This is a genomic window from Nostoc sp. CALU 546, from assembly GCF_048836525.1.
In genome coordinates this window covers 117324-136132 of record NZ_JAWJTF010000008.1, presented here as the reverse complement: position 1 = coordinate 136132, position 18809 = coordinate 117324, and the positions used below count along the sequence as shown (strand labels likewise).

Below are 18809 nucleotides of genomic sequence, written 5' to 3'. Positions count from 1 at the left end.
CTATGCAATCAGCAGTTACACCCGACTCTTCCGCAATGGATACGCCCAAACAAGGAATGCCAGTAACAATCATTACGGGTTTCCTCGGTAGTGGCAAGACGACTTTACTTAATCATATCCTTAACAACCAACAGGGTTTAAAAACCGCTGTTCTAGTGAATGAATTTGGTGAAATTGGCATCGACAACGAGCTAATTGTTTCCACTGGTGAGAACATGGTGGAGCTAAGTAATGGTTGTATCTGCTGCACTATTAATAATGATTTAGTAGATGCAGTTTACAAAGTTTTAGAACGCCAAGAAAATCTAGATTATCTAGTAGTGGAAACAACTGGGTTAGCAGATCCGCTACCAGTAGCGTTAACATTCTTGGGCACAGAGTTGCGGGATTTAACCCGCTTGGATTCGATTATTACCGTAGTAGATGCGGCGAATTACAGCCTAGATTTATTTAACTCTGAGGCAGCATATAGCCAGATTGCCTATGGTGATGTCATTGTGCTGAACAAGACTGATTTAGTTGATGAAGCCACTTTGAATGAGTTGGAAAGAAAAATCAACGAAGTTAAGGAAGGAGCAAGAATTATTCGTGCTACGCGATCGCAAGTGCCACTTCCTTTAATTTTGAGTGTTGGTCTGTTTGAGTCAGATAAATATTTTGACACAGTGGTGGATGAACACGACCATCACGATCATGATGATCACGATCACTCAACGTGCGGTCACGATCATCACGACCATGACCACGACCATCACGATCATCACCATCATTCTGACCATTTAGAAAATGATGGTTTTACTTCCATCTCTTTCCAAAGTGACAAGCCTTTTTCTATTAGGAAATTTCAGTATTTCTTAGATAACCAGCTATCCTCAAATATCTTCCGAGCCAAGGGGATTATGTGGTTTGATGAAAGTCCGAAGCGTCATATTTTCCACCTTTGCGGTAAACGCTTCACCTTGGATGATGATGAATGGAAAGGTAAATTGAAAAATCAGCTAGTGCTAATTGGTCAAAATTTAGATCGTGAGGCTTTAATTAGTCAACTCGAAAACTGCATTTGTCTACCTTCAACCTCTCGCGGTAAAGGTTTTGGCAAATAAAAGTTAGGAGAGACGCGATCAATCGCGTCTGTACAAAAGTTAAAAGTTTAATACTCGTTCCCAGGTTCCACCTGGGAATGCATTCTTGATGGCTCCGCCATCGATTTTGAGCAATGGAATCAGCATTGGGCTGGGTTTGGAACTCCAGATGCAGCACAACTTCATCGGATTGGAGCAATATCAGCGCATCGGCACGGATTGGTTCAAGAGAAAGTTCAGAAGGACTTAATTCAGTCAGGTTGATAGATTCTCCTAACAGCCAAGTGGCAAAATCATTGGAGAAAGTTTCAGCAAGTAACTTACAAACATTATCGAACATTAAGAGATTTTATCAGATGGTAAGCGCTCATTCTTTCTATATTTAGTTTGCAGTTTAAGAATGCAATCGCTCTAAAATTGAAACGTTAATAAACCTTTAGATTAAAATGCGCGTTGTTATTCAGCGAGTCAAATCATCTCAAGTTACAGTTAATGGTGAAATTGTCGGCAAAATTGGGCGGGGGCTAAATTTACTCGTGGGTATTGCGAATACCGACACTGATACTGAAATCGACTGGATGGTGCGTAAGTGCTTAGAATTGCGGTTGTTTCCTGACGAAGAAGGAGACGACCGATGGCAAAAATCTATACAAGAAATCGGTGGCGATTTGTTAGTAGTTAGTCAGTTTACGCTTTACGGTGACTGTCGCAAAGGTCGCCGTCCTTCTTTTGACCGTTCAGCCGCTCCCGAATCGGCAGAAGATTTGTATAATCGTTTTGTTGCTAAGTTAAGAGCTAGCGGATTACAGGTGGAAACAGGTAAATTTGGTGCAATGATGCAAGTTACAATTGAAAACGATGGCCCTGTAACTTTGTTACTTGAAAAAGAAGCAATTTAAGTATATATACCAAAAAAGGAATAACAGTAGCCTCTAGACCGTGGTGTTCTAATTGATGAGAGAATATTAAATTAACCATCACCAAAGTTTAAATTCATTCATCATGGCGAAAATCCAGTTTTCTAGAGGTCTTGACGAAGAGGTAACTCCAGATGTGCGCTTGACGCGATCGCGCACTGGAGACAGTGGTACAGCGACGTTTATTTTTACGAATCCGAAAATTTTAGATCAAGGTACTACCGAAGATATTACCGGGATGTACTTGATTGACGAAGAAGGCGAGATAATTACCCGTGAAGTTAAGGCTAAATTCATCAACGGGAAACCGGAAGAATTAGAAGCACTTTACGTGATGAAATCTGCTCAAGAATGGGAGCGCTTTATGCGCTTCATGGAGCGCTATGCAGAAGAAAACGATCTGGGACTGAGTAAAAATGAGTCATAGGGCATAGGGCATGGGGCATGGGGCATCGGTAATTGTCATGCTCAATGAATGCGCCATTTACCATGCCCAATTATCCATTGGTGAAAATTTATGAGTGACATATAATGCCACAACCCCACCCAGACGAGTCTGGAGTTTTCGTAACTTGTGCTGTAGTTACTGTCAGCGATACACGCACTTCTGAAACAGATAAAAGTGGTCAGCTAATTCAGCAGTTACTTCTTGGTGCTAACCATGCTGTAGGAGCTTACACGATTATCAAAGATGAACCAACACAAATTCAAGAGCAGATAGAAAATCTGGGTAAAAGCACAAATTTGGATGCTGTAATTTTCAATGGTGGTACAGGTATTGCACCAAGAGATACTACCTACGATGCCATTGAGAAGTTACTGGAGAAAACTTTGCCGGGATTTGGTGAGTTATTTCGTTTTTTAAGTTATCAAGAAATTGGTTCGCGGGCGATCGCTTCTCGCGCTGTCGCTGGTGTTTATCAAGATAAATTAATTTTCTCGCTTCCTGGTTCCAGCAACGCTGTGCGACTGGCGATGGAAAAACTCATCTTACCCGAAATCACTCACTTGGTAAGTCAGGTTTGTAAGGGGGTGAAATGAGCAGCCTTTCAGAGGGCCACCATAAAACTCAGCCACAAACATACTGAAATCATCCTTTCTACACTTACATCTTGAGACTACCCAGAATTATAGTGAAACGGATGAAATGTTAATATCAGGTCAGTAATGGAGCCTATTTACTGGAATTCCATAATTGCTCACGGCATCACTGCATTTTCATACTTTGGTATCCCCATAGTAATAGGGGTCTTCTTTGCTAAAACAAAGGCAACTATTCCTTCTAAATTTTGGCTAGCCTTTTTCTTATCAGGTGGATTCGTGCTATTTTGCGGATTTCATCATTTTTTGGCAATCTTTGAGCCACATTCGGCAGTATCGCTGTTGCACTTAGGCGTACTTGATGTAATGGCGTTTATTTCCTTGTCTGCCTTACTCTACCTAACGCCAACCGCTTATCAAGTTGTAAAGGCGATCGCCAAATCTCAAGAAGATACCCGCGAACTTCAACGCAGCCAGCAGATGCAACAGCTGTTTTTAGATCATGGCCCCTTTGCAGCCTATATCAAAGACGAGCAATCTAGACTGCTTTACTACAACCAGGAGCTACAGTCTAAATTTTCGGTAGATCCACAAGAATGGTTGGGGAAAAGGGATAGTGAATTCTTGCCAGATCCAGAAGAGGGACGGCGGGTAATGGAAAACGATCGAGTCGTTTTGAAAACTCTACGTCCCTTGAAGCTGATTGAAGAGGTAAAGATATCTGATAACGATCAGCCGTGCTACTGGCTATCGTTTAAATTTCCGTTTAATGATTACGCAACGGGCGCTTACCGCATCGGTGGGATCAGTATAGATATTACAGAATCCATAGAAGCACAGCGATCGCTCACTGACCTAAATCAGCAGCTAGAAGAAAAAACACTGGAATTAGAGGCAAAAAAACGAGAACTTATATCTCTTTCAGATATGGCAGATATGCTTTATTCCTGCGAGTCTGAAGATGAGGTGTATCAAGTGGTCGCTTTAACCTGTTCTAAGCTATTTCCTAATATGAGTGGTTCTATCTATAGAATTGCTAATTCCAAGAATTATGTTCAGATGAATAGTTTTTGGGGAGCTAAAAGAAGTAGTAAAGAAATATTTTCACTATCTGATTGTTGGGCATTGCGGAGAGGAAAATTTAACCTTTTCTCGCCTCGTAATTCAGGACTAATGTGCAGTCATTTAATACGGCCAGTTAGCGGCACACATTTATGTGTTCCATTGTTTGCACAAGGCGAAGTAGTTGGGATCTTACACATTGATGCACTTGAAGAAATTAGTCCAGAAGATCAACAAATTACTGAGATTATTGCTAGAACATTAGGCATTGCACTCAATAATTTATCGATAAAACAACGTCTAACCCATGATAGCTTGCGGGATGGAATGACCCAATTATTCAATCAAAGCTATATGCAAAGCATAACAGAACAAAGGCTAGCGGAAGCTGAACGGTCGGGACAACCTCTTAGTATTATTTTCCTTGATATTGATAACTTCAAATCTTACAACTCTCGCTATGGGCACGTAACTGCCAACATCGTTCTCCAGGGATTAGCAAAACTGCTGTTAAAATCTATTCGCTCTTTTGATATTCCTTGCAGATGGGGTGGTGAAGAATTTGTGATTGTCATGCCTAATATGACACTGGAAACGCTCAGAAAGCGAGTAGAACAATTAAGGCTAGATATTGAACAAATGCAATTGAAGGATGGTGATCAGATCCTCGAAAGCATCACTGCTTCTTTTGGAATAGCTGTATCAGAACCAGGAATTACAGTTAAGGATTTGTTGAATCGGGCAAATCAAGCGATGCTTGAGGCAAAGCGAACAGGAAAGAATCGGGTTAGGGAGTATGTAAATACCTTTAATTGAAGAAGAATTCAGAATTCAGAATTCAGAATTCAGAATTTATAATACCGCAAGCGGTGAAATAAGCAACTCTTCAGTCTGCATTAAGTGTCAGTACAGCATAAAAATCAGAAACTTATAAATTTCCCGTATAAAAAAACAACTCCCTGAAGATGTAGGAGTTGTTTTTTTATATTCAAGTAGTTTTTAAAACATTCAGAATGGAGCTATGCCTAGGTTGGGCTGCGCCTACGCTAAACAGATACTAGCTAAAATAGCAGCGATTATATAAAATACCCCAACCACTTGCAATTCTGACCAGCCTGTAAGTTCTAAATGATGGTGTAAAGGCGCCATCTTGAAGAGGCGTTTACCTTTGCCATCGGGGCCTTTCGTGGCTTTGTAATAACTTACCTGTGCCATCACCGAAAGGGTTTCTACAAAGAAGATACCACTGAGAATGAACAGAGCTACTAAGGTATTTGTCAATAATGCTACAGCAGCTAAAGCTCCTCCCAGTGCCAGGGAACCAGTATCTCCCATGAAAACGCGGGCTGGGTTCCGATTATGGGCTAAGAAACCTAAGCACCCACCACTTAAAGCAGCACAGAAAACCATCAATCCTGGTGCTGTTGGTGCGACTAAAGCACCTAATGCCAAAAGTGCGATCGCAACTGTTCCTGCTGCCAAGCCATCAATACCATCTGTTAAATTAGTCGCATTACTTTCTGCAACTAGTACAAAACCGGCTATTGGCCAAAATAGGAATCCTAAAGGTAGTGTGAAGCTCACCCAAGGCAAAGCAATATTTGTAATATTAGAAGGTTGATTAAACATCAGCCATAGACAAAAGACTGCTGCAAAACTCACCTGCAAAGCTAGTTTTGTCCGGGGAGATATACCTTTATTTGATTTACGGCGCAGAATTTGCCAATCGTCAAGCCAGCCAATCAATCCGTAGCTGATTGTCAAAGCCGAAACTGCAAGCACCTCTTTAGAAAAATTAGACAATATACAGGCAAGCAGTACAGACACAGGTATAAAAAATATACCGCCCATTGTAGGAGTTCCTGCCTTTTTGAGATGAGCTTGGGGCCCATCTTCGCGGATTATTTGTCCAGTTTTGAGTGCTTGAAGTAGGGGTATTACCCAATAGCCCACTAAACCTGAACCCATAGCACACAAAAGTAGTGGCAGAGTTAGTGACATACTTTGCCACGGTAGCCGATTGGCCATCGAATCCAAGAAAAATGCTGTTGTACCTAGCCCTACAGCTAATAAAGAGGCTAGAGCGATTCCAGAAATGTTTAATCCTTGCTCAGGAGATAATTTAGCGTCCACAGAAGTTTCCCTTCACTCCACACTTAATAAAATTGAATACCAGGAACTAGGGATACTACCAAGTCCCTAACCTGAAAAGGCTAATCCTCAGCGATTCCTATATCATCATCATCATCATCGAGGTCGTAGCCAATTCCATCATCTACACCCATTAAAGAATCTATTCCTTCTTCGTTATCTCGAAAATCCGGTTCGTGAACGTCACGCGCGATAATCCGGCCGTTGGTTTTCAACCAGTCCAACAAAGAGGACTCTGGCTTTAGGGGGATGACATCGGCTCGTTGGTTACGGGCTACTTCACGTAATGGAGAGTTCAACATATCGAGTGAGGACAAGAAAAGGTTTACGTAAGTTGACATTTAGAGTCTATCACTTGACACGGATTAATTTAGTTATCTTTTCAACCCTTTAGTTGATAAATCCGCACTCAGATAGAAATTTTTTTATTTAATAAGCATAAGGCTTAGTCAAGCGGTTCTTAGTAATTTTTATGGCTCTACATATATGTCCTTAATATCTTGTTTATGCTGATGGAAAGTGAGTGATTTTAGAGGTGACAGGCGATGATGGGAAAAGCGGCTCTTATGGATGCGATCGCTGGTACAAATCGCGGTCTACTAGCGACCCAAACACAGAAACAGGCTATCTTAGCTGCGATCGCTAACTTAGAAGACTTTAATCCTACACCCCGTCCGGTGGAAGCTAGTAATTTGCTAGATGGCAATTGGCGATTACTATACACCACTAGCAAGGCTCTTTTAAACTTAGATCGTCTACCTTTGTGCAAACTAGGTCAAATCTATCAGTGTATCCGGGTAGAGACTACCAGTGTTTACAACATTGCTGAGATTTATGGCTTACCTTATTTGGAAGGATTAGTCAGCGTTGCTGCTAAATTTGAGCCAGTTTCAGATCGGCGTGTCCAAGTGAAATTCGAGCGGTCTATTATCGGCTTACAACGTTTAATAGAATACAATTCTCCGGTAACTTTTATCCAACAAATTGAAGAAGGTAGAAAATTTCCCGGAATTGATTTTGTAATCAAGAGTGATAAACAGCAAGGCTGGTTAGATATCACTTATATAGATAACGATCTGCGGATCGGCAGAGGTAACGAGGGTAGTGTATTCATATTGAGTAAAACATAAGTATGTACCAAAATACTATTTGCGAATGAAGGTAAGCTATAACGTGTACCTTGTCAAGTAGGTTCTGATACCATTCTTAATTGTGGGGGGAGTGGGAGATGAGGGGGATGAGGAGGATGAGGGAGAAAGAATAACTAATATTCAATGCCCAATGCCCCATGCCCCATGCCCTATGCCCAATTCCCAATCCCCAATTCAGACAAATAACTTAACAAAGACTCTAGCAACGACCTTCAGGTTGTAGAGTGAAATCAATTAGCCCTCTAGATTGGCGATTGATAACTAAAAGGGAAAATAATCATGGTTCAACGTGGTTCTAAAGTACGTATTCTCCGCCCTGAATCCTACTGGTTTCAGGATCTTGGAACTGTGGCTTCCATTGACCAAAGCGGCATCAAATACCCTGTAATTGTCCGCTTTGAAAAGGTCAATTACTCTGGTATCAATACCAACAACTTTGCTCAGGATGAATTAGTCGAGGTTGAAGCACCAAAGGCTAAAGCACCGAAAAAATAGCAGCAAAGCTACAAGGGGCTTGTTTGATGCGATGATGAAGGGTAGTCTTAAGTCTGAAGTATGAAATCTGAAACTTTCAGTTCATTCATTCTTCATCCTAGCCTACCCTAATCTATGAGAGCCGCCCTGCGGGTATTTACGGTTTCTGTTGGGTAGTAATACGAGCCATCTACGGCTATGTAAGTTACTACCCCATCTCTTTTTCCTTAATCCCTCAAATACATCAAAATTGCCTGCTTAATCAGCTTGAATGCCTGAACTGCCTGAAGTTGAAACAGTCCGAAGGGGTCTAAATCAATTGACCCTCAATCAAGAAATCACGGGTGGAGATGTGTTGCTCGATCGCACCATCGCCTACCCGTTTTCTGTTGGTGAGTTTGTTCATGGAATTAAAAAGAATGCCATCGCTACTTGGCATCGTCGCGGCAAGTATCTCCTCGCCGAACTCTCCTCATCTTCCCCTTCATCAATCGGCTGGCTAGGGGTTCATCTGCGAATGACCGGTCAACTCCTATGGCTGCATCGAGATGAACCATTACATAAGCACACGCGGGTTAGATTATTCTTTGGGGATCAGCAGGAATTGCGCTTTGTTGATCAGCGTACCTTCGGGAAAATGTGGTGGGTTCCGCCTGGTGTCGCTGTAGAAAGTATTATGACTGGTTTGGCAAAACTGGCAGCAGACCCATTTTCACCCGAATTTACTGTCGAATATTTAGCTCTCAAACTCCAAAACCGTCGCCGTCCAATTAAAACTGCGCTCCTGGATCAATCTGTGGTGGCGGGATTAGGTAATATTTATGCTGATGAAGCATTGTTTAAAAGTGGAATTTTACCTGAAACTTTGTGTATGGATTTGCAGCTAAAGCAAATTGAGCCTTTGCGAACAGCTATCATTCAAGTGTTGGAAACCAGCATTGAGGCTGGTGGTACAACTTTTAGTAATTTTTTAAGCGTTAAAGGTACTAATGGCAACTATGGTGGTGTTGCCTGGGTTTATAACCGCGCTGGAGAACCATGTCGAGTTTGTGGTACAGCAATTCAACGAATTAGGTTAGCTGGGCGATCTAGTCATTTTTGCCCCCAGTGTCAAACGCTACGGGGAGTTAGGAGTTAGTGTAGTAGCGTGTCAAGACTAAAATGTTGCAATAGATTTTTCTTCTTGTAGTGTGGGCATCTTGCCCGCACGGACGGGCGAGACGCCATTGGTGTCAACTTAAGCTAGAAATAGCTTCGCTGCGGGCTTCATAACCCGCCAGAGAATGAATTCTCTGGCTCATAGCTAAAGTCTACTGAAGTAGACTGAATATTTTTGAGGATATCTAGTCATCTTCAGATAACTTTCTCTATGATTCTTGGAACTTCAGTTCCTTGCGGGACATAGTTTTTGCGTTAAGTTGACACCAATGGCGAGACGCCCATCCCACAAGAGGCAAGCTTAAAATAGTGCATTAGACGTAAGTTAGGAGTTTTTACTTCTAACTTGGAACTCTCTTAAAATGCAGATAGAGAAAACTAGTTACAAATTTGAGAGAGGAACTTATGGCTGTCAAAAAGGGAGATATGGTTCGCGCTATCCGCGAAAAACTGGAAAACAGTCTGGAAGCAAAAGCCAGTGATAGTCGCTTTCCTTCTTATTTGTTTGAAACCAAGGGCGAAATTGTAGATGTCAAAGGTGATTACGCCCTGATTAAGTTCGGGAAAGTGCCAACACCAAACGTTTGGTTACGTGTGGATCAACTGGAAGAGTTTAAATAATAAAAAAGAATTCAGGAATCAGAATTCAGAATTCAGCATTTATTCTGACTCCTGAATTCTGACTTCTGAATTCTTCTTCAAAAAATCGCATTTTAAAATTTATGTCTTCTTCTCCTAACTCCCCAATTGTCTGTAATTTACCCCGTGTCACCATCGTGGGTGCGGGTAGGGTTGGCAGTACTTTAGCCCAACGGGTTGCAGAGAAAAACCTGGCAGATGTAGTTTTACTAGATATTATTGCGGGAATGCCCCAAGGTTTGGCGCTGGATTTGATGGAAGCCAGGGGAATTGAAATACATAATCGCCAGATTATCGGCACAAATAATTATGCTGATACAGCTGGTTCTCAAATTGTGGTAATTACCGCTGGACTTCCCCGCAAACCGGGGATGAGTCGGGATGATTTGCTGAAAACCAATGCCAAGATTGTGGTGGAAGCGGCAAAAAATGCGATCGCTCATTCTCCCAATGCTATTTTTATTGTCGTCACCAATCCGTTGGATCTGATGACTTATTTAGCTTGGCAAGCAACAGGTTTACCACGCGATCGCATTATGGGTATGGCTGGTGTATTAGATTCCGCCCGTTTTGAAACTTTCATTGCCCTAGAATTGGGCGTTTTACCCGCCGATGTCAAAGCGATGGTATTGGGTAGCCACGGCGATTTAATGGTTCCCTTGTCTCGTTACGCTACCGTTAATGGCATTCCCATCACTGAATTGCTGGATGCAGCCACAATTGAACGCTTGGTAGAAAGAACTCGCAACGGTGGCGCAGAAATTGTGGAATTGATGCAGACGGGAGGCGCTTTTTTTGCTCCGGCATCAGCTACTAGTGTGATGGTAGAATCGATTTTGCTAAATCAGTCGCGGTTGTTACCTGTGGCAACATATCTGCAAGGTGAATACGGTTTAGAAGATGTTGTGATTGGTGTTCCCTGTCGGTTGGGATGCGGTGGGATTGAGAGTATTTTGGAATTGACACTCAGTGATGAAGAAAGAGAGGCTTTGTATACTTCGGCTGAATCTGTGCGTCAAAATATTCAGCGATCGCAGGAAATAAATAATTCGTAATTCGTAATTTGTCGAAATAACTGCACAAACAAAAGGCAGTAGGTTAACATCCTGCTGCCTTATGCCAATTCAATTAATTATTGCAACACATCTTTGGGTAAAGACGCGATGAATCGNNTTTTTGCAAATTGGTATTACAAATCAAATTGGGAAACCCTCTCTTTTTCTAGGTGAGAGGCTTGGAATTTTCCCCATTTCCTAGTAGGGAAGGGTTTAGGGGGTTAGGTTTGGCGTTAAGTTAACGGTGGGAATCCTGATCTGCGGGGTCGCCATAGGGGTCTTCGCTGGCTGGACGAACGTCACCAAACTCGCCTTTGTCTGCGGGATCGCCGTAAGGGTCTTCACTAGCTGGGCGAACTTTGCCGTAAGATGCTGGATCTGCGGGGTCGCCATAAGGGTCTTCACTGGCTGGGCGAACTTTGCCGTAAGATGCCGGATCTGCGGGATCACCATAAGGGTCTTCGCTGGCTGGACGAACATTGCGATCGCGGAATTCTGTATTTTCAGCTTGATCGCTGTTCGATCCCAAGAGGAAATCTTTCGCCTTTCGCAAAAAGTAATTTACCATAATCCTTCTCCTGATTTAGTTTCGTGTCTCCCACGTGCGCGATCGGCGTTATCCTCCGGGAAACCCGCTTTAGATTTACACACGCTTCGCTATCTAGAGTGCTGGTGCTGCGGATGCAGTTATGCCAGTGAGATCACGACCTGTAGAACTCCGGTTATAGCCTTGGAATTGCTGATACTTTTGTGCCTCAGATTCGGGTACTCGAATTCCTTCTGCTGGTGGAGTTACCCAGTGAGCGCGATGTTCAGCATCGCGGTAGTATACACGCCCGTTCTTGGAAAGATAGTACTTACCCTCTGCTCCTTCTTGGGGAGCATTTTTATGTTGGTTGTACATGTAGTAAAGTGCGGCTGCTCCAGCCAATATTGCCACTTTTTGTCCTGTACCCATTCCCTTCTTAACTTCGGGTTGGTTTGTGGTGCGATTGCTCACTGTTCTACCAATGGTGTCATCAACAGGTGGTGGAACTGAAGCCTTTTGCGAACCGCCTCCGCAGCTACTCAGCAAGGGTACCATTAGTAATGCCGAAAGCAGCACTGCAAATAGACGCGAAACTATTTTACGTTCTTTAAATATTGTGTTCATCGGATTTTGTCATCACCTGTATTTTCTAAAAGCTTTGCTGTTGCAAAAACAAAGTTGGAATTCCTGTTATTTCGCCTCGAGTTGAAAAAACATATACCACTCAATTTACAACTGCACAGCTAAAGCGTTTCATTTGTAATGATGATCGATTTTCTCAAGTATTCCATCCTGCCTTTGAGAGAAACAGCATTCATCCCAAGGAAATATCTTATTGATTTTTTCTGAATCTATTTGGCTGAAACGCTGAAATCTTCAGCAATTTCTCGGTTATTTTTTCTGAATAAATAATTTACAAAGATACAGCTACTATGATCATCTTTGTCAAAAAATACACTCAATATGACATCAAAAAATACAGCCAAAACTAGAACTCGTCTCCTTTTGGCTCTGTGGGATTTGGGAGGAACGCAGCAAGAAGTTAAGAAGGGTCAACTCACTAAGCGAATTGTATCTAAAAGTCAGAAGGTCGCAGATTATCAGGCTTTATTTGAGGAATTGCAGAATCAGGGTGCGATCGCAATCTCCAAAAAGGGATATTCTCTGACATCTCCCAAGGGTTTAGAGGTATTGGGTGAGGGTTTGAGGAGTGGCGAGTTTAAGTTTGAAGGGACGATTGTCGGTACTTGGGCGGCGAATGCGTTGTTGCGGTGGATTAGTCAGATTGATGTTGCGGTAACTAGTGCAGATGTATCAGTTAATGGGGTTAAAGGTGCGATCGCATCTTACGACGAATTTAAATCTGTGGCGTTGGAAGTCTACGACAAGTTGAACTATGAGTACAACTTTAATAATCTAGTGCCAATTTATCGCATTAGAAGAGGAATTGGCGATCGCGTGAGTCGTACAGAGTTTAATGATTGGCTGCTAGAAACCCAAGCCGACGACATTTTGCAACTGCAAGGCGGGAGTGTAGAAGACAGCGCACCCGACAAAATTGAAGATTCGGTAGCTACAGAATTAGATGGATTACGTTGCTACGCCACACGCCTGAAACCTTAAACCTTATTTGACTTCTTCACACATTAACTTCACAACACTATGACTGTTACCACATCTACCATTGATGATCTGATTAGAAATCAAAACCCTTTTGCAGGACATATTGTGGTCAGACCACAACAAATATGGGGTAAAAGTTTTCCTGATGTTCCCTCAATTAATGCTCATGCATCCAATGCAGTTTTTGATGCCGTTGATAAAGTCCGTAAAGGAAAACGTGAAACTGTAGGTATCACAATTACAGCAGAAAAAGGATTAGGCAAAAGCCATATTATTAGTAGGATTCGACATCGTTTACAGACAGAAGATGGTAGCTTGTTTATCTATATGAGCAAGTATGATAATCTGAATCAAATTAAGTATCAATTTCTCCAAACAGTTGCCTCTAGCCTTAGAGCATTTGGTAGTCAAAAGTTAATGCAATGGCAAGAGATCGCAGCAGCTTTAATTAATGAAGCAAAGCAATGGAACTATACGCCACAACAGTATATTAGTATGTATCCAAGTTGGTTAAGTAAACACTCAACTAAGGCGATAGACCATTTAACAGAAATGGTTTTGCAAGTCAAGCCTGAAATAACCAACCCTTACATAGTGAAAGCAATTTTATGGACACTCTCTACAGTCCACGCTAATTTTGCAACCTACTGGTTATCTGGTTTGGAATTAACACAAACACAAGCTGAAGAGATGGGACTACCAAATCCTAAAAGTGAGGATAAAGAAGCTCAAGCATTAAGCACTGTTCGTCAAATTCTAGATATTACAAGTCATTATCGAGTTCCAGTGATTTGTTTTGACGAATTAGATATTGTAGATGCTGCTGATAATGGATTTTTAGCAGCACAAGTTATTGCAAGCTTAGTTAAGGATTTATATAACAGTCTTAAACAAGGTGTTTTACTGTTAGCAATGTATCCTCGTACCTGGGAAGACCAAATCAAGGCTTTACCGGAAGCTGAAGCAGTTATAGATAGATTAGTCAGTGATCAATCTGACAGACAGCCTATAAAATTAAGCTTTCTCAATTCTGATGATATCGTTGCTCTCGTTAGTCAATGGTTACAAGATTTTTATGAGGAACATCAACAAACCCCGCCTCATCCTCTTTACCCATTTGATGAAACTAAACTTAGAGAACTTGGTAAGAGTAGACCTACAGTTAGGTCAGTTTTGAAATGGTGTGCAGAGAATTTTGTACCTCTTTTACCTCCAGATGGCAAAATATTGTCTCCTCTACCACCACCTGTAATACCGCCTCCACAACCACTACATCCAGTTAAACCGTATTTCAATAGTGAACTAGCAAATGTTGAAGCTTCTATTGATTCATTAATAGAAGAAGAAGCAACAATTGCTAATGCTCTTTGGCTGGCTTTCAATAGTTTAATTGGTGAAACTGTAGAGGGAGTAACAATTGAAGACATTGAAGAAATAAAAGCTAGTGCAGCAGATGATGGCTATATAGATTTCAGAATTGTTGACAAAAATAGAAAAGTGAGAATTGGAGTAACTGTAGTTCAGCAAGACGGCAAGTTTATTGGTGCAGCATTGAATCGATTAATTGACTACAGAAGGTTTGATCTAACTCGCGGTTGTTTGGTTCGTTCAAAAAAGATTAATTCAGGTGCGGGATTAGCTAGAGAACGTTTAAGAATACTGTTGAAAGAAAAGGGTGGAGAGTGGGTAAGCTTGCAAAGCCAAGATATTAAACCTCTATTAGCTATCTATTTTGTTTGGTATAACAAAGATAGTTACGAACTTACAGAAGAAGAGGTATTTGATTTTATTGAGCAGAAGCAACTAGCAATCAACAATCCTTTGATTCGAGAAATACTTAGCGATCCTTCTGGACAAGAACCTACTAATTTAACTGATGATGGATTACCTATTAGTATTCCTCAAAGCGTTGCTACTGCCGATTACATCGAACTAAATCCATAGCTAATTATAAATGAATCAGCAGTTTTCAATTCCAACAGCGCTATGTCTATCCGCCCCTGATATTGAAGCCTTAATACAGGGGCGAACAATTGCAGCTTTACCGAAAATGTTTATTCGTCCTGGGCAGAGATTTGCACTTTATCCTGCTGACTCTTCAGTTTCAATTAAAGCTTGGGCTAAATGTGAACTTTGCCAAATTTTAGATGAGACTAAGCCATTAGAGATTTTGTCTAAATTAACAATATGGACACCAAAAGTATTAAAGGAGATATTACAAAAACAACAGTATCTTTTCCTAGCTTACTTGCGTGTCTATCATTTACCTCAGTTACAAGAAATATCAGTAAATCCCAACATTCAGGAAAAGCTAGGAAAATTTATCAGTTTACCTAATTCTCTAACGGTTTCTGAAGCAAACCCAGTAATTAACGATCGCACCTTCACCCAACGCAAACGCCAATTAGAAAAGCTAGAACCCCCGCTGCATCCTGAATTGGAAGAATTGCAGAGTGCGATCGCATCCCTAACCATTAGCCAACCAGCAGCGAAACAATTAGACGACGACATCAAAGCATTTTTGGGTTGGAGTAGTGATAAACCAACAAATCCATTAGATTTAGACTTATCTTGGATTCAGAAAATTGCTAAAGTTGGAAACTCTAGTGACGGACATACATTTGAAAAATTAGTTCGTAGAGGATTACTAAAATTAGGCTTTACAGGTTCAGGTTTGAATCCAGATGCAACGGGTGGCGCAGGAGGGATGGATTTTTACACTGAACAACCTTATCCAATAGTAGGAGAGTGCAAAGCAACTAAAACTGAAAAAGTTACTGATGGTACACCTGCACAGTTATTAAAAATAGGTATGAACCATCTTGGTAAATTTCAGTATGACACTTCTATTAAATTAATTGTAGCCGCCGGAGAACTAAATTTTTTCGCATCAAGAACAGCTACCGAAAATCAAATGAATGTTATTAGCCCAGAAACTCTACAAAAACTAGTTGAACTGCAAGCACACTACAAAAATTCTATCAATTTGTTAGAATTAAAAGAGTGTTTACAACAAGCTCCTTTTGGTTTAGCTGAAGATAAAATTAATAATTATATCGATCAAGTTGAACAATCTATAAGGTTGCGATCGCACATTGTTCAGCTTGTAAAAAACTACTTAGAAAACTCAGGTATAGAATCTGCTGGTGTTGAAGCTTTACATGGTGCGTATTTTGGCTCACATCCGCCACAGCCAATAAAAACAGCAGAAATGCACGAAATTCTGATAGAACTTTCTTCACCCTTAACAGGCTATTTAGGACGAATAAGAGGCAGTGATTGGAATAGCGATCGCTTTTACTTTCTCCGCGATTTACTTATTAGCTGCTAAAAGATAATTGGAAGCAAACTCAAACACCAACTTACTCATCTGATTCTGCAAATAAAGATTCCAAATTTTGATAACCATTAACTACACGGACAATTTCAATTCCAGTATTTATAACTCGATAAAGAATAATGTAATGATCCAAAGGAACACCACGTAAATCAGGTTTAATATTTCCGTAGCTGCGTCCCATATTAGGGAAATTAGCTAAATATTTACACTTTTTATCAAACTTTTCAATAAAATGCTCCCCAGCATCAATATTCATTCTGACAAAATAATCAATAATTGTTGATAAATCTTGACTAGCTTCTGGAGAGATAATATGTTGCGTCATCCTTATAATTCTCTCGCCTTACGCAATTTATCTCGCAATTGTTCAACTACAACTTCCCCATCAATACCTTCCCCTCTATCCAGCTGATCAATAGCAACATCAACTTTTTCCCGTGTTTCTTGAACCCACTGCTGATAACCTTTTTCCCACTCTAATAGCAACTTCAACGCTTTACTAATAACTTCTTCAGGATTTGAGTATCTACCTGTAGCAATTTGGGCTTGGATAATTTGCTCCAGTTCAGGTTTAATTTGGATATTCATAATTTATATCTTCAGTTTGTTGAGAGCTTTAACCTTGTTATAACAAAAATTAAAGTAAGTTAATTTTAAGAGCGATCGCAGTTATCCTAAAGTTAATATACCAGCCTGATAATTTACTACCAACGGCAGAATTTTTAGCCACTCTGAACCTAACAATACTTCCGTAATTTCATTGCCCACATAAACATTAATTTCATACTCTTGTTCGTTTAATATCACCTTGCCTAGATAAATATCAAATCTTGATTCTCCTTTAGCAGTTCGTAGAGATTCCTCACCGATATAAAACCAGTCTAGACCCTCTAAATCTTGTTTGTTAATAGCAATAAAGCCTGTAAAACCAGTATCCAACATAGCATCTACAGGCAAATCTAATCCATCAGATGTAATTAACTCAATTTCAAAAAATAGTTGCCCATTATCTCCAAAGTCCCCTTGAATCATATTGTGCCAGTTGTGCCTGTTTCATTTAAACAGAATACACAATGTCTACTATTTGAGTATTTTTCAAGGGATTTTTTATGAGCTTGCATTTTATCCACATCAATTAAGTAATCACCACTATCTGGCTCTACTGCAATATACCAGCCATAGTGTTCCTGAATCAAATCTGGACGCACACGCTCAAAGATTACCCGACAACGCCGATAAAATACTTCATCTTCAGCTTTCCGTTTAGCAAGTTCTTCTGGTGATAAAGTCCGTTCTGGAAAAATTCTACCCCGACGTGCAGGTTGTTTTGCAGTTGATTCAGTCATAGTATTAATCCTACTTATTGATGCGGCCTTAACTTTATTTTATGGGAAGCAATAACGAGCGATCGCACAACCCACCGCAGGTATCACTATTTCCCTCAGTATATTTTATTTATAGTGATAAACTTTACAGAAAATTCATACTTAGCCACTGTGTAACTTCATTTACATAAGCTAGTAGTTTTTGTACTGTCGAAGAAACACATTATACTTACTACACTGGTGTTCATTAATAACCAACCTGTACCAAGTTCAAAACTTAGGTTAAATGACCCATGTATTATCAAATTTGGAATTTCTTTCTTAAAGAAGATAAATACATTTATTGGAAAGAAAAAATAAAAGTTAACAAAACTTTTGACAAAGCTACATGGCAAAAGATTATTGATTTTTTGTCGTTAGTAGAGCAAACTTTCCAATTAAAAAGTCAACTAGCAGAAACCGATAGTATTGAGCCGTTTCTCAAGTTAGCAACAGAAAATGGTTACAATTTGACAGCAGAAGAACTTGCTTGGTTTCTAGTTACGAGAAGACAGATTTGGGATCTTTTTGATTTTGCACAAAAAACGCCATCTCTCAAAGAAGAATTGCTCATAGCGAAAGATCCGCAGCAGTTCGTTAACATCGCTGCTGAAAATGGCTATTACTTTTCTGTGGAAGAGTTAGCTTGGTTGTTAATTGAAATCAAATCATCTTCAGAATTAGTATCTATTAACAACAGCGTTGGAGAGATTCTCACAGTATCAAGCTACGGCAGAATTGAAATCGGATACTGGATTTGGCTGGCAGAATACTGGGGAATTGTGCCACCATTTTGTCATCGAGAGAAACCAGATAATTTATTATCTGGAGATACCAACAATCCTTTTTTACTCGATCGCTGTTTCTTACCCAAGAGCTATTTTAATCAACGCATCTTAGTAAGTAGTAATTCGTAATTTATGGTACGCACAGTCGCTAATGTAATTACAGCAGAATTCAGAATTCAGGAGTCAGGAATAAAAAGATCCTCGACTTTTTAAGAAGTCGGTGGTCTAAGCCTCTAGGCGTGGCTGCGTCTCAATTCCCGCTATAAAACAATACGGTTCAGTTAAGGGCTAATAGTGCAAAATCGTGGGTTTCGAGACGCGATAAATCGCCGTCTCTACAAGTGTTTTAGTCTTATCTGAACTGTATTCAGCTATAAAACTTATACAAATTTGAAAAAATAATGCGACAAATAGGCCATTTGTAGAGACGCGATT

The 18809-nt window shown here is 40.5% G+C and carries 22 protein-coding genes and 1 pseudogene; 14 read left to right on the top strand and 9 right to left on the bottom strand.

Going from position 1 to position 18809, the window contains the following annotated elements:
* Nucleotides 1–2: 2 nt before the first annotated feature.
* A complete protein-coding gene (locus RRG12_RS06585) occupies nt 3–1103 on the top strand; it encodes a CobW family GTP-binding protein (RefSeq protein WP_069073940.1) in 1101 nt (366 codons plus the stop codon).
* A 118-nt stretch (nt 1104–1221) separates the two neighbouring features.
* On the opposite strand, the pseudogene RRG12_RS06580 reads toward RRG12_RS06585, so the two are convergent.
* Nucleotides 1222–1422: pseudogene (locus RRG12_RS06580) on the bottom strand (flagellar assembly protein H); the annotation flags it as partial.
* Nucleotides 1423–1528: 106 nt separating this feature from the next.
* Here RRG12_RS06580 and dtd point away from each other — a divergent pair.
* The 4 genes from dtd to RRG12_RS06560 all read left to right on the top strand — a co-directional run bounded on the left by dtd (nt 1529) and on the right by RRG12_RS06560 (nt 4918).
* Nucleotides 1529–1981, top strand: a complete 453-nt coding sequence (gene dtd / locus RRG12_RS06575; protein WP_069073939.1) for a D-aminoacyl-tRNA deacylase — start codon at nt 1529–1531, stop codon at nt 1979–1981.
* 103 nt (nt 1982–2084) lie between these two features.
* Nucleotides 2085–2426 carry a photosystem II reaction center protein Psb28 gene (gene psb28, locus RRG12_RS06570; protein WP_069073938.1) on the top strand — a complete coding sequence of 114 codons (342 nt, stop codon included), beginning with the start codon at nt 2085–2087 and terminating at the stop codon, nt 2424–2426.
* Between the two features lie 104 nt (nt 2427–2530).
* Nucleotides 2531–3040 carry a MogA/MoaB family molybdenum cofactor biosynthesis protein gene (locus RRG12_RS06565; RefSeq protein WP_069073937.1) on the top strand — a complete coding sequence of 170 codons (510 nt, stop codon included), beginning with the start codon at nt 2531–2533 and terminating at the stop codon, nt 3038–3040.
* A 126-nt stretch (nt 3041–3166) separates the two neighbouring features.
* A complete protein-coding gene (locus RRG12_RS06560) occupies nt 3167–4918 on the top strand; it encodes a diguanylate cyclase (protein ID WP_420758733.1) in 1752 nt (583 codons plus the stop codon).
* Between the two features lie 225 nt (nt 4919–5143).
* On the opposite strand, the gene mraY is transcribed toward RRG12_RS06560, so the two are convergent.
* Both mraY and RRG12_RS06550 read right to left on the bottom strand, forming a co-directional pair.
* The gene (mraY, locus tag RRG12_RS06555) at nt 5144–6235 is read right to left on the bottom strand and encodes a phospho-N-acetylmuramoyl-pentapeptide-transferase (protein WP_420758732.1); all 1092 of its coding nucleotides are present in this window, start codon (nt 6233–6235) and stop codon (nt 5144–5146) included.
* 80 nt (nt 6236–6315) lie between these two features.
* Nucleotides 6316–6555 carry a DUF3134 domain-containing protein gene (locus RRG12_RS06550; protein ID WP_069073934.1) on the bottom strand — a complete coding sequence of 80 codons (240 nt, stop codon included), beginning with the start codon at nt 6553–6555 and terminating at the stop codon, nt 6316–6318.
* Nucleotides 6556–6798: 243 nt separating this feature from the next.
* Here RRG12_RS06550 and RRG12_RS06545 point away from each other — a divergent pair, with 243 nt between their 5' ends.
* The 5 genes from RRG12_RS06545 (at nt 6799) to mdh (ending at nt 10730) form a co-directional block, all read left to right on the top strand.
* Nucleotides 6799–7383: a PAP/fibrillin family protein gene (locus RRG12_RS06545; protein ID WP_069073933.1), complete on the top strand. Its 585-nt coding sequence runs from the start codon at nt 6799–6801 to the stop codon at nt 7381–7383.
* A gap of 300 nt (nt 7384–7683) precedes the next feature.
* Nucleotides 7684–7899 carry a photosystem I reaction center subunit IV gene (locus RRG12_RS06540; protein ID WP_094349537.1) on the top strand — a complete coding sequence of 72 codons (216 nt, stop codon included), beginning with the start codon at nt 7684–7686 and terminating at the stop codon, nt 7897–7899.
* A gap of 250 nt (nt 7900–8149) precedes the next feature.
* Nucleotides 8150–9016, top strand: a complete 867-nt coding sequence (locus tag RRG12_RS06535) for a DNA-formamidopyrimidine glycosylase (RefSeq protein WP_420758731.1) — start codon at nt 8150–8152, stop codon at nt 9014–9016.
* A 425-nt stretch (nt 9017–9441) separates the two neighbouring features.
* Entirely contained in the window at nt 9442–9657 is a 216-nt protein-coding gene (locus RRG12_RS06530) for an NAD(P)H-quinone oxidoreductase subunit O (protein ID WP_069073167.1), read from the top strand.
* 101 nt (nt 9658–9758) lie between these two features.
* Entirely contained in the window at nt 9759–10730 is a 972-nt protein-coding gene (gene mdh / locus RRG12_RS06525; RefSeq protein ID WP_420758730.1) for a malate dehydrogenase, read from the top strand.
* A gap of 238 nt (nt 10731–10968) precedes the next feature.
* On the opposite strand, the gene RRG12_RS06520 is transcribed toward mdh, so the two are convergent.
* Nucleotides 10969–11298 carry a translation initiation factor gene (locus RRG12_RS06520; RefSeq protein ID WP_420758729.1) on the bottom strand — a complete coding sequence of 110 codons (330 nt, stop codon included), beginning with the start codon at nt 11296–11298 and terminating at the stop codon, nt 10969–10971.
* A 93-nt stretch (nt 11299–11391) separates the two neighbouring features.
* Nucleotides 11392–11883, bottom strand: coding sequence for a hypothetical protein (locus tag RRG12_RS06515; protein ID WP_420758728.1), 492 nt, complete (start codon nt 11881–11883; stop codon nt 11392–11394).
* Between the two features lie 339 nt (nt 11884–12222).
* Between RRG12_RS06515 and RRG12_RS06510 the strand changes: the two genes are divergently transcribed.
* From RRG12_RS06510 to RRG12_RS06500, 3 genes are read left to right on the top strand one after another with little or no spacing between them, the layout of a single operon-like run.
* Entirely contained in the window at nt 12223–12882 is a 660-nt protein-coding gene (locus RRG12_RS06510; RefSeq protein WP_420758727.1) for a hypothetical protein, read from the top strand.
* Between the two features lie 39 nt (nt 12883–12921).
* On the top strand, nt 12922–14826 hold the full coding sequence (locus RRG12_RS06505) for a hypothetical protein (RefSeq protein WP_420758726.1): 1905 nt from the start codon (nt 12922–12924) through the stop codon (nt 14824–14826).
* A gap of 10 nt (nt 14827–14836) precedes the next feature.
* On the top strand, nt 14837–16213 hold the full coding sequence (locus RRG12_RS06500) for a DUF1802 family protein (protein ID WP_420758725.1): 1377 nt from the start codon (nt 14837–14839) through the stop codon (nt 16211–16213).
* A 31-nt stretch (nt 16214–16244) separates the two neighbouring features.
* Here RRG12_RS06500 and RRG12_RS06495 read toward each other — a convergent pair whose 3' ends face one another.
* The 4 genes from RRG12_RS06495 to RRG12_RS06480 form a co-directional block, all read right to left on the bottom strand.
* Nucleotides 16245–16547 carry a type II toxin-antitoxin system RelE/ParE family toxin gene (locus tag RRG12_RS06495; RefSeq protein WP_069073160.1) on the bottom strand — a complete coding sequence of 101 codons (303 nt, stop codon included), beginning with the start codon at nt 16545–16547 and terminating at the stop codon, nt 16245–16247.
* A 2-nt stretch (nt 16548–16549) separates the two neighbouring features.
* Complete coding sequence (locus RRG12_RS06490) at nt 16550–16810, bottom strand: ribbon-helix-helix domain-containing protein (protein WP_069073159.1); 261 nt, start codon at nt 16808–16810, stop codon at nt 16550–16552.
* A gap of 81 nt (nt 16811–16891) precedes the next feature.
* Nucleotides 16892–17254 carry an aspartyl protease gene (locus RRG12_RS06485; RefSeq protein ID WP_420758724.1) on the bottom strand — a complete coding sequence of 121 codons (363 nt, stop codon included), beginning with the start codon at nt 17252–17254 and terminating at the stop codon, nt 16892–16894.
* On the bottom strand, nt 17251–17568 hold the full coding sequence (locus tag RRG12_RS06480; RefSeq protein WP_420758723.1) for a hypothetical protein: 318 nt from the start codon (nt 17566–17568) through the stop codon (nt 17251–17253). The genes RRG12_RS06485 and RRG12_RS06480 overlap by 4 nt, the downstream gene beginning before the upstream one ends.
* Before the next feature lie 272 nt (nt 17569–17840).
* Between RRG12_RS06480 and RRG12_RS06475 the strand changes: the two genes are divergently transcribed.
* Nucleotides 17841–18503 carry a Nif11-like leader peptide family natural product precursor gene (locus RRG12_RS06475; protein WP_420758722.1) on the top strand — a complete coding sequence of 221 codons (663 nt, stop codon included), beginning with the start codon at nt 17841–17843 and terminating at the stop codon, nt 18501–18503.
* The last annotated feature ends 306 nt before the right edge of the window (nt 18504–18809 follow it).

What these genes read in the sequence shown, in the direction of transcription:
- RRG12_RS06585 (WP_069073940.1), top strand. Translation starts at nt 3, where the DNA reads ATGCAATCAGCAGTTACACCCGACTCTTCCGCAATGGATACGCCCAAA.
- dtd (WP_069073939.1), top strand. Translation starts at nt 1,529, where the DNA reads ATGCGCGTTGTTATTCAGCGAGTCAAATCATCTCAAGTTACAGTTAAT.
- psb28 (WP_069073938.1), top strand. Translation starts at nt 2,085, where the DNA reads ATGGCGAAAATCCAGTTTTCTAGAGGTCTTGACGAAGAGGTAACTCCA.
- RRG12_RS06565 (WP_069073937.1), top strand. Translation starts at nt 2,531, where the DNA reads ATGCCACAACCCCACCCAGACGAGTCTGGAGTTTTCGTAACTTGTGCT.
- RRG12_RS06560 (WP_420758733.1), top strand. Translation starts at nt 3,167, where the DNA reads ATGGAGCCTATTTACTGGAATTCCATAATTGCTCACGGCATCACTGCA.
- RRG12_RS06550 (WP_069073934.1), bottom strand. Translation starts at nt 6,555, where the DNA reads ATGTTGAACTCTCCATTACGTGAAGTAGCCCGTAACCAACGAGCCGAT.
- RRG12_RS06545 (WP_069073933.1), top strand. Translation starts at nt 6,799, where the DNA reads ATGATGGGAAAAGCGGCTCTTATGGATGCGATCGCTGGTACAAATCGC.
- RRG12_RS06540 (WP_094349537.1), top strand. Translation starts at nt 7,684, where the DNA reads ATGGTTCAACGTGGTTCTAAAGTACGTATTCTCCGCCCTGAATCCTAC.
- RRG12_RS06535 (WP_420758731.1), top strand. Translation starts at nt 8,150, where the DNA reads ATGCCTGAACTGCCTGAAGTTGAAACAGTCCGAAGGGGTCTAAATCAA.
- RRG12_RS06530 (WP_069073167.1), top strand. Translation starts at nt 9,442, where the DNA reads ATGGCTGTCAAAAAGGGAGATATGGTTCGCGCTATCCGCGAAAAACTG.
- mdh (WP_420758730.1), top strand. Translation starts at nt 9,759, where the DNA reads ATGTCTTCTTCTCCTAACTCCCCAATTGTCTGTAATTTACCCCGTGTC.
- RRG12_RS06520 (WP_420758729.1), bottom strand. Translation starts at nt 11,298, where the DNA reads ATGGTAAATTACTTTTTGCGAAAGGCGAAAGATTTCCTCTTGGGATCG.
- RRG12_RS06515 (WP_420758728.1), bottom strand. Translation starts at nt 11,883, where the DNA reads ATGAACACAATATTTAAAGAACGTAAAATAGTTTCGCGTCTATTTGCA.
- RRG12_RS06510 (WP_420758727.1), top strand. Translation starts at nt 12,223, where the DNA reads ATGACATCAAAAAATACAGCCAAAACTAGAACTCGTCTCCTTTTGGCT.
- RRG12_RS06505 (WP_420758726.1), top strand. Translation starts at nt 12,922, where the DNA reads ATGACTGTTACCACATCTACCATTGATGATCTGATTAGAAATCAAAAC.
- RRG12_RS06500 (WP_420758725.1), top strand. Translation starts at nt 14,837, where the DNA reads ATGAATCAGCAGTTTTCAATTCCAACAGCGCTATGTCTATCCGCCCCT.
- RRG12_RS06495 (WP_069073160.1), bottom strand. Translation starts at nt 16,547, where the DNA reads ATGACGCAACATATTATCTCTCCAGAAGCTAGTCAAGATTTATCAACA.
- RRG12_RS06490 (WP_069073159.1), bottom strand. Translation starts at nt 16,810, where the DNA reads ATGAATATCCAAATTAAACCTGAACTGGAGCAAATTATCCAAGCCCAA.
- RRG12_RS06485 (WP_420758724.1), bottom strand. Translation starts at nt 17,254, where the DNA reads ATGATTCAAGGGGACTTTGGAGATAATGGGCAACTATTTTTTGAAATT.
- RRG12_RS06480 (WP_420758723.1), bottom strand. Translation starts at nt 17,568, where the DNA reads ATGACTGAATCAACTGCAAAACAACCTGCACGTCGGGGTAGAATTTTT.
- RRG12_RS06475 (WP_420758722.1), top strand. Translation starts at nt 17,841, where the DNA reads ATGTATTATCAAATTTGGAATTTCTTTCTTAAAGAAGATAAATACATT.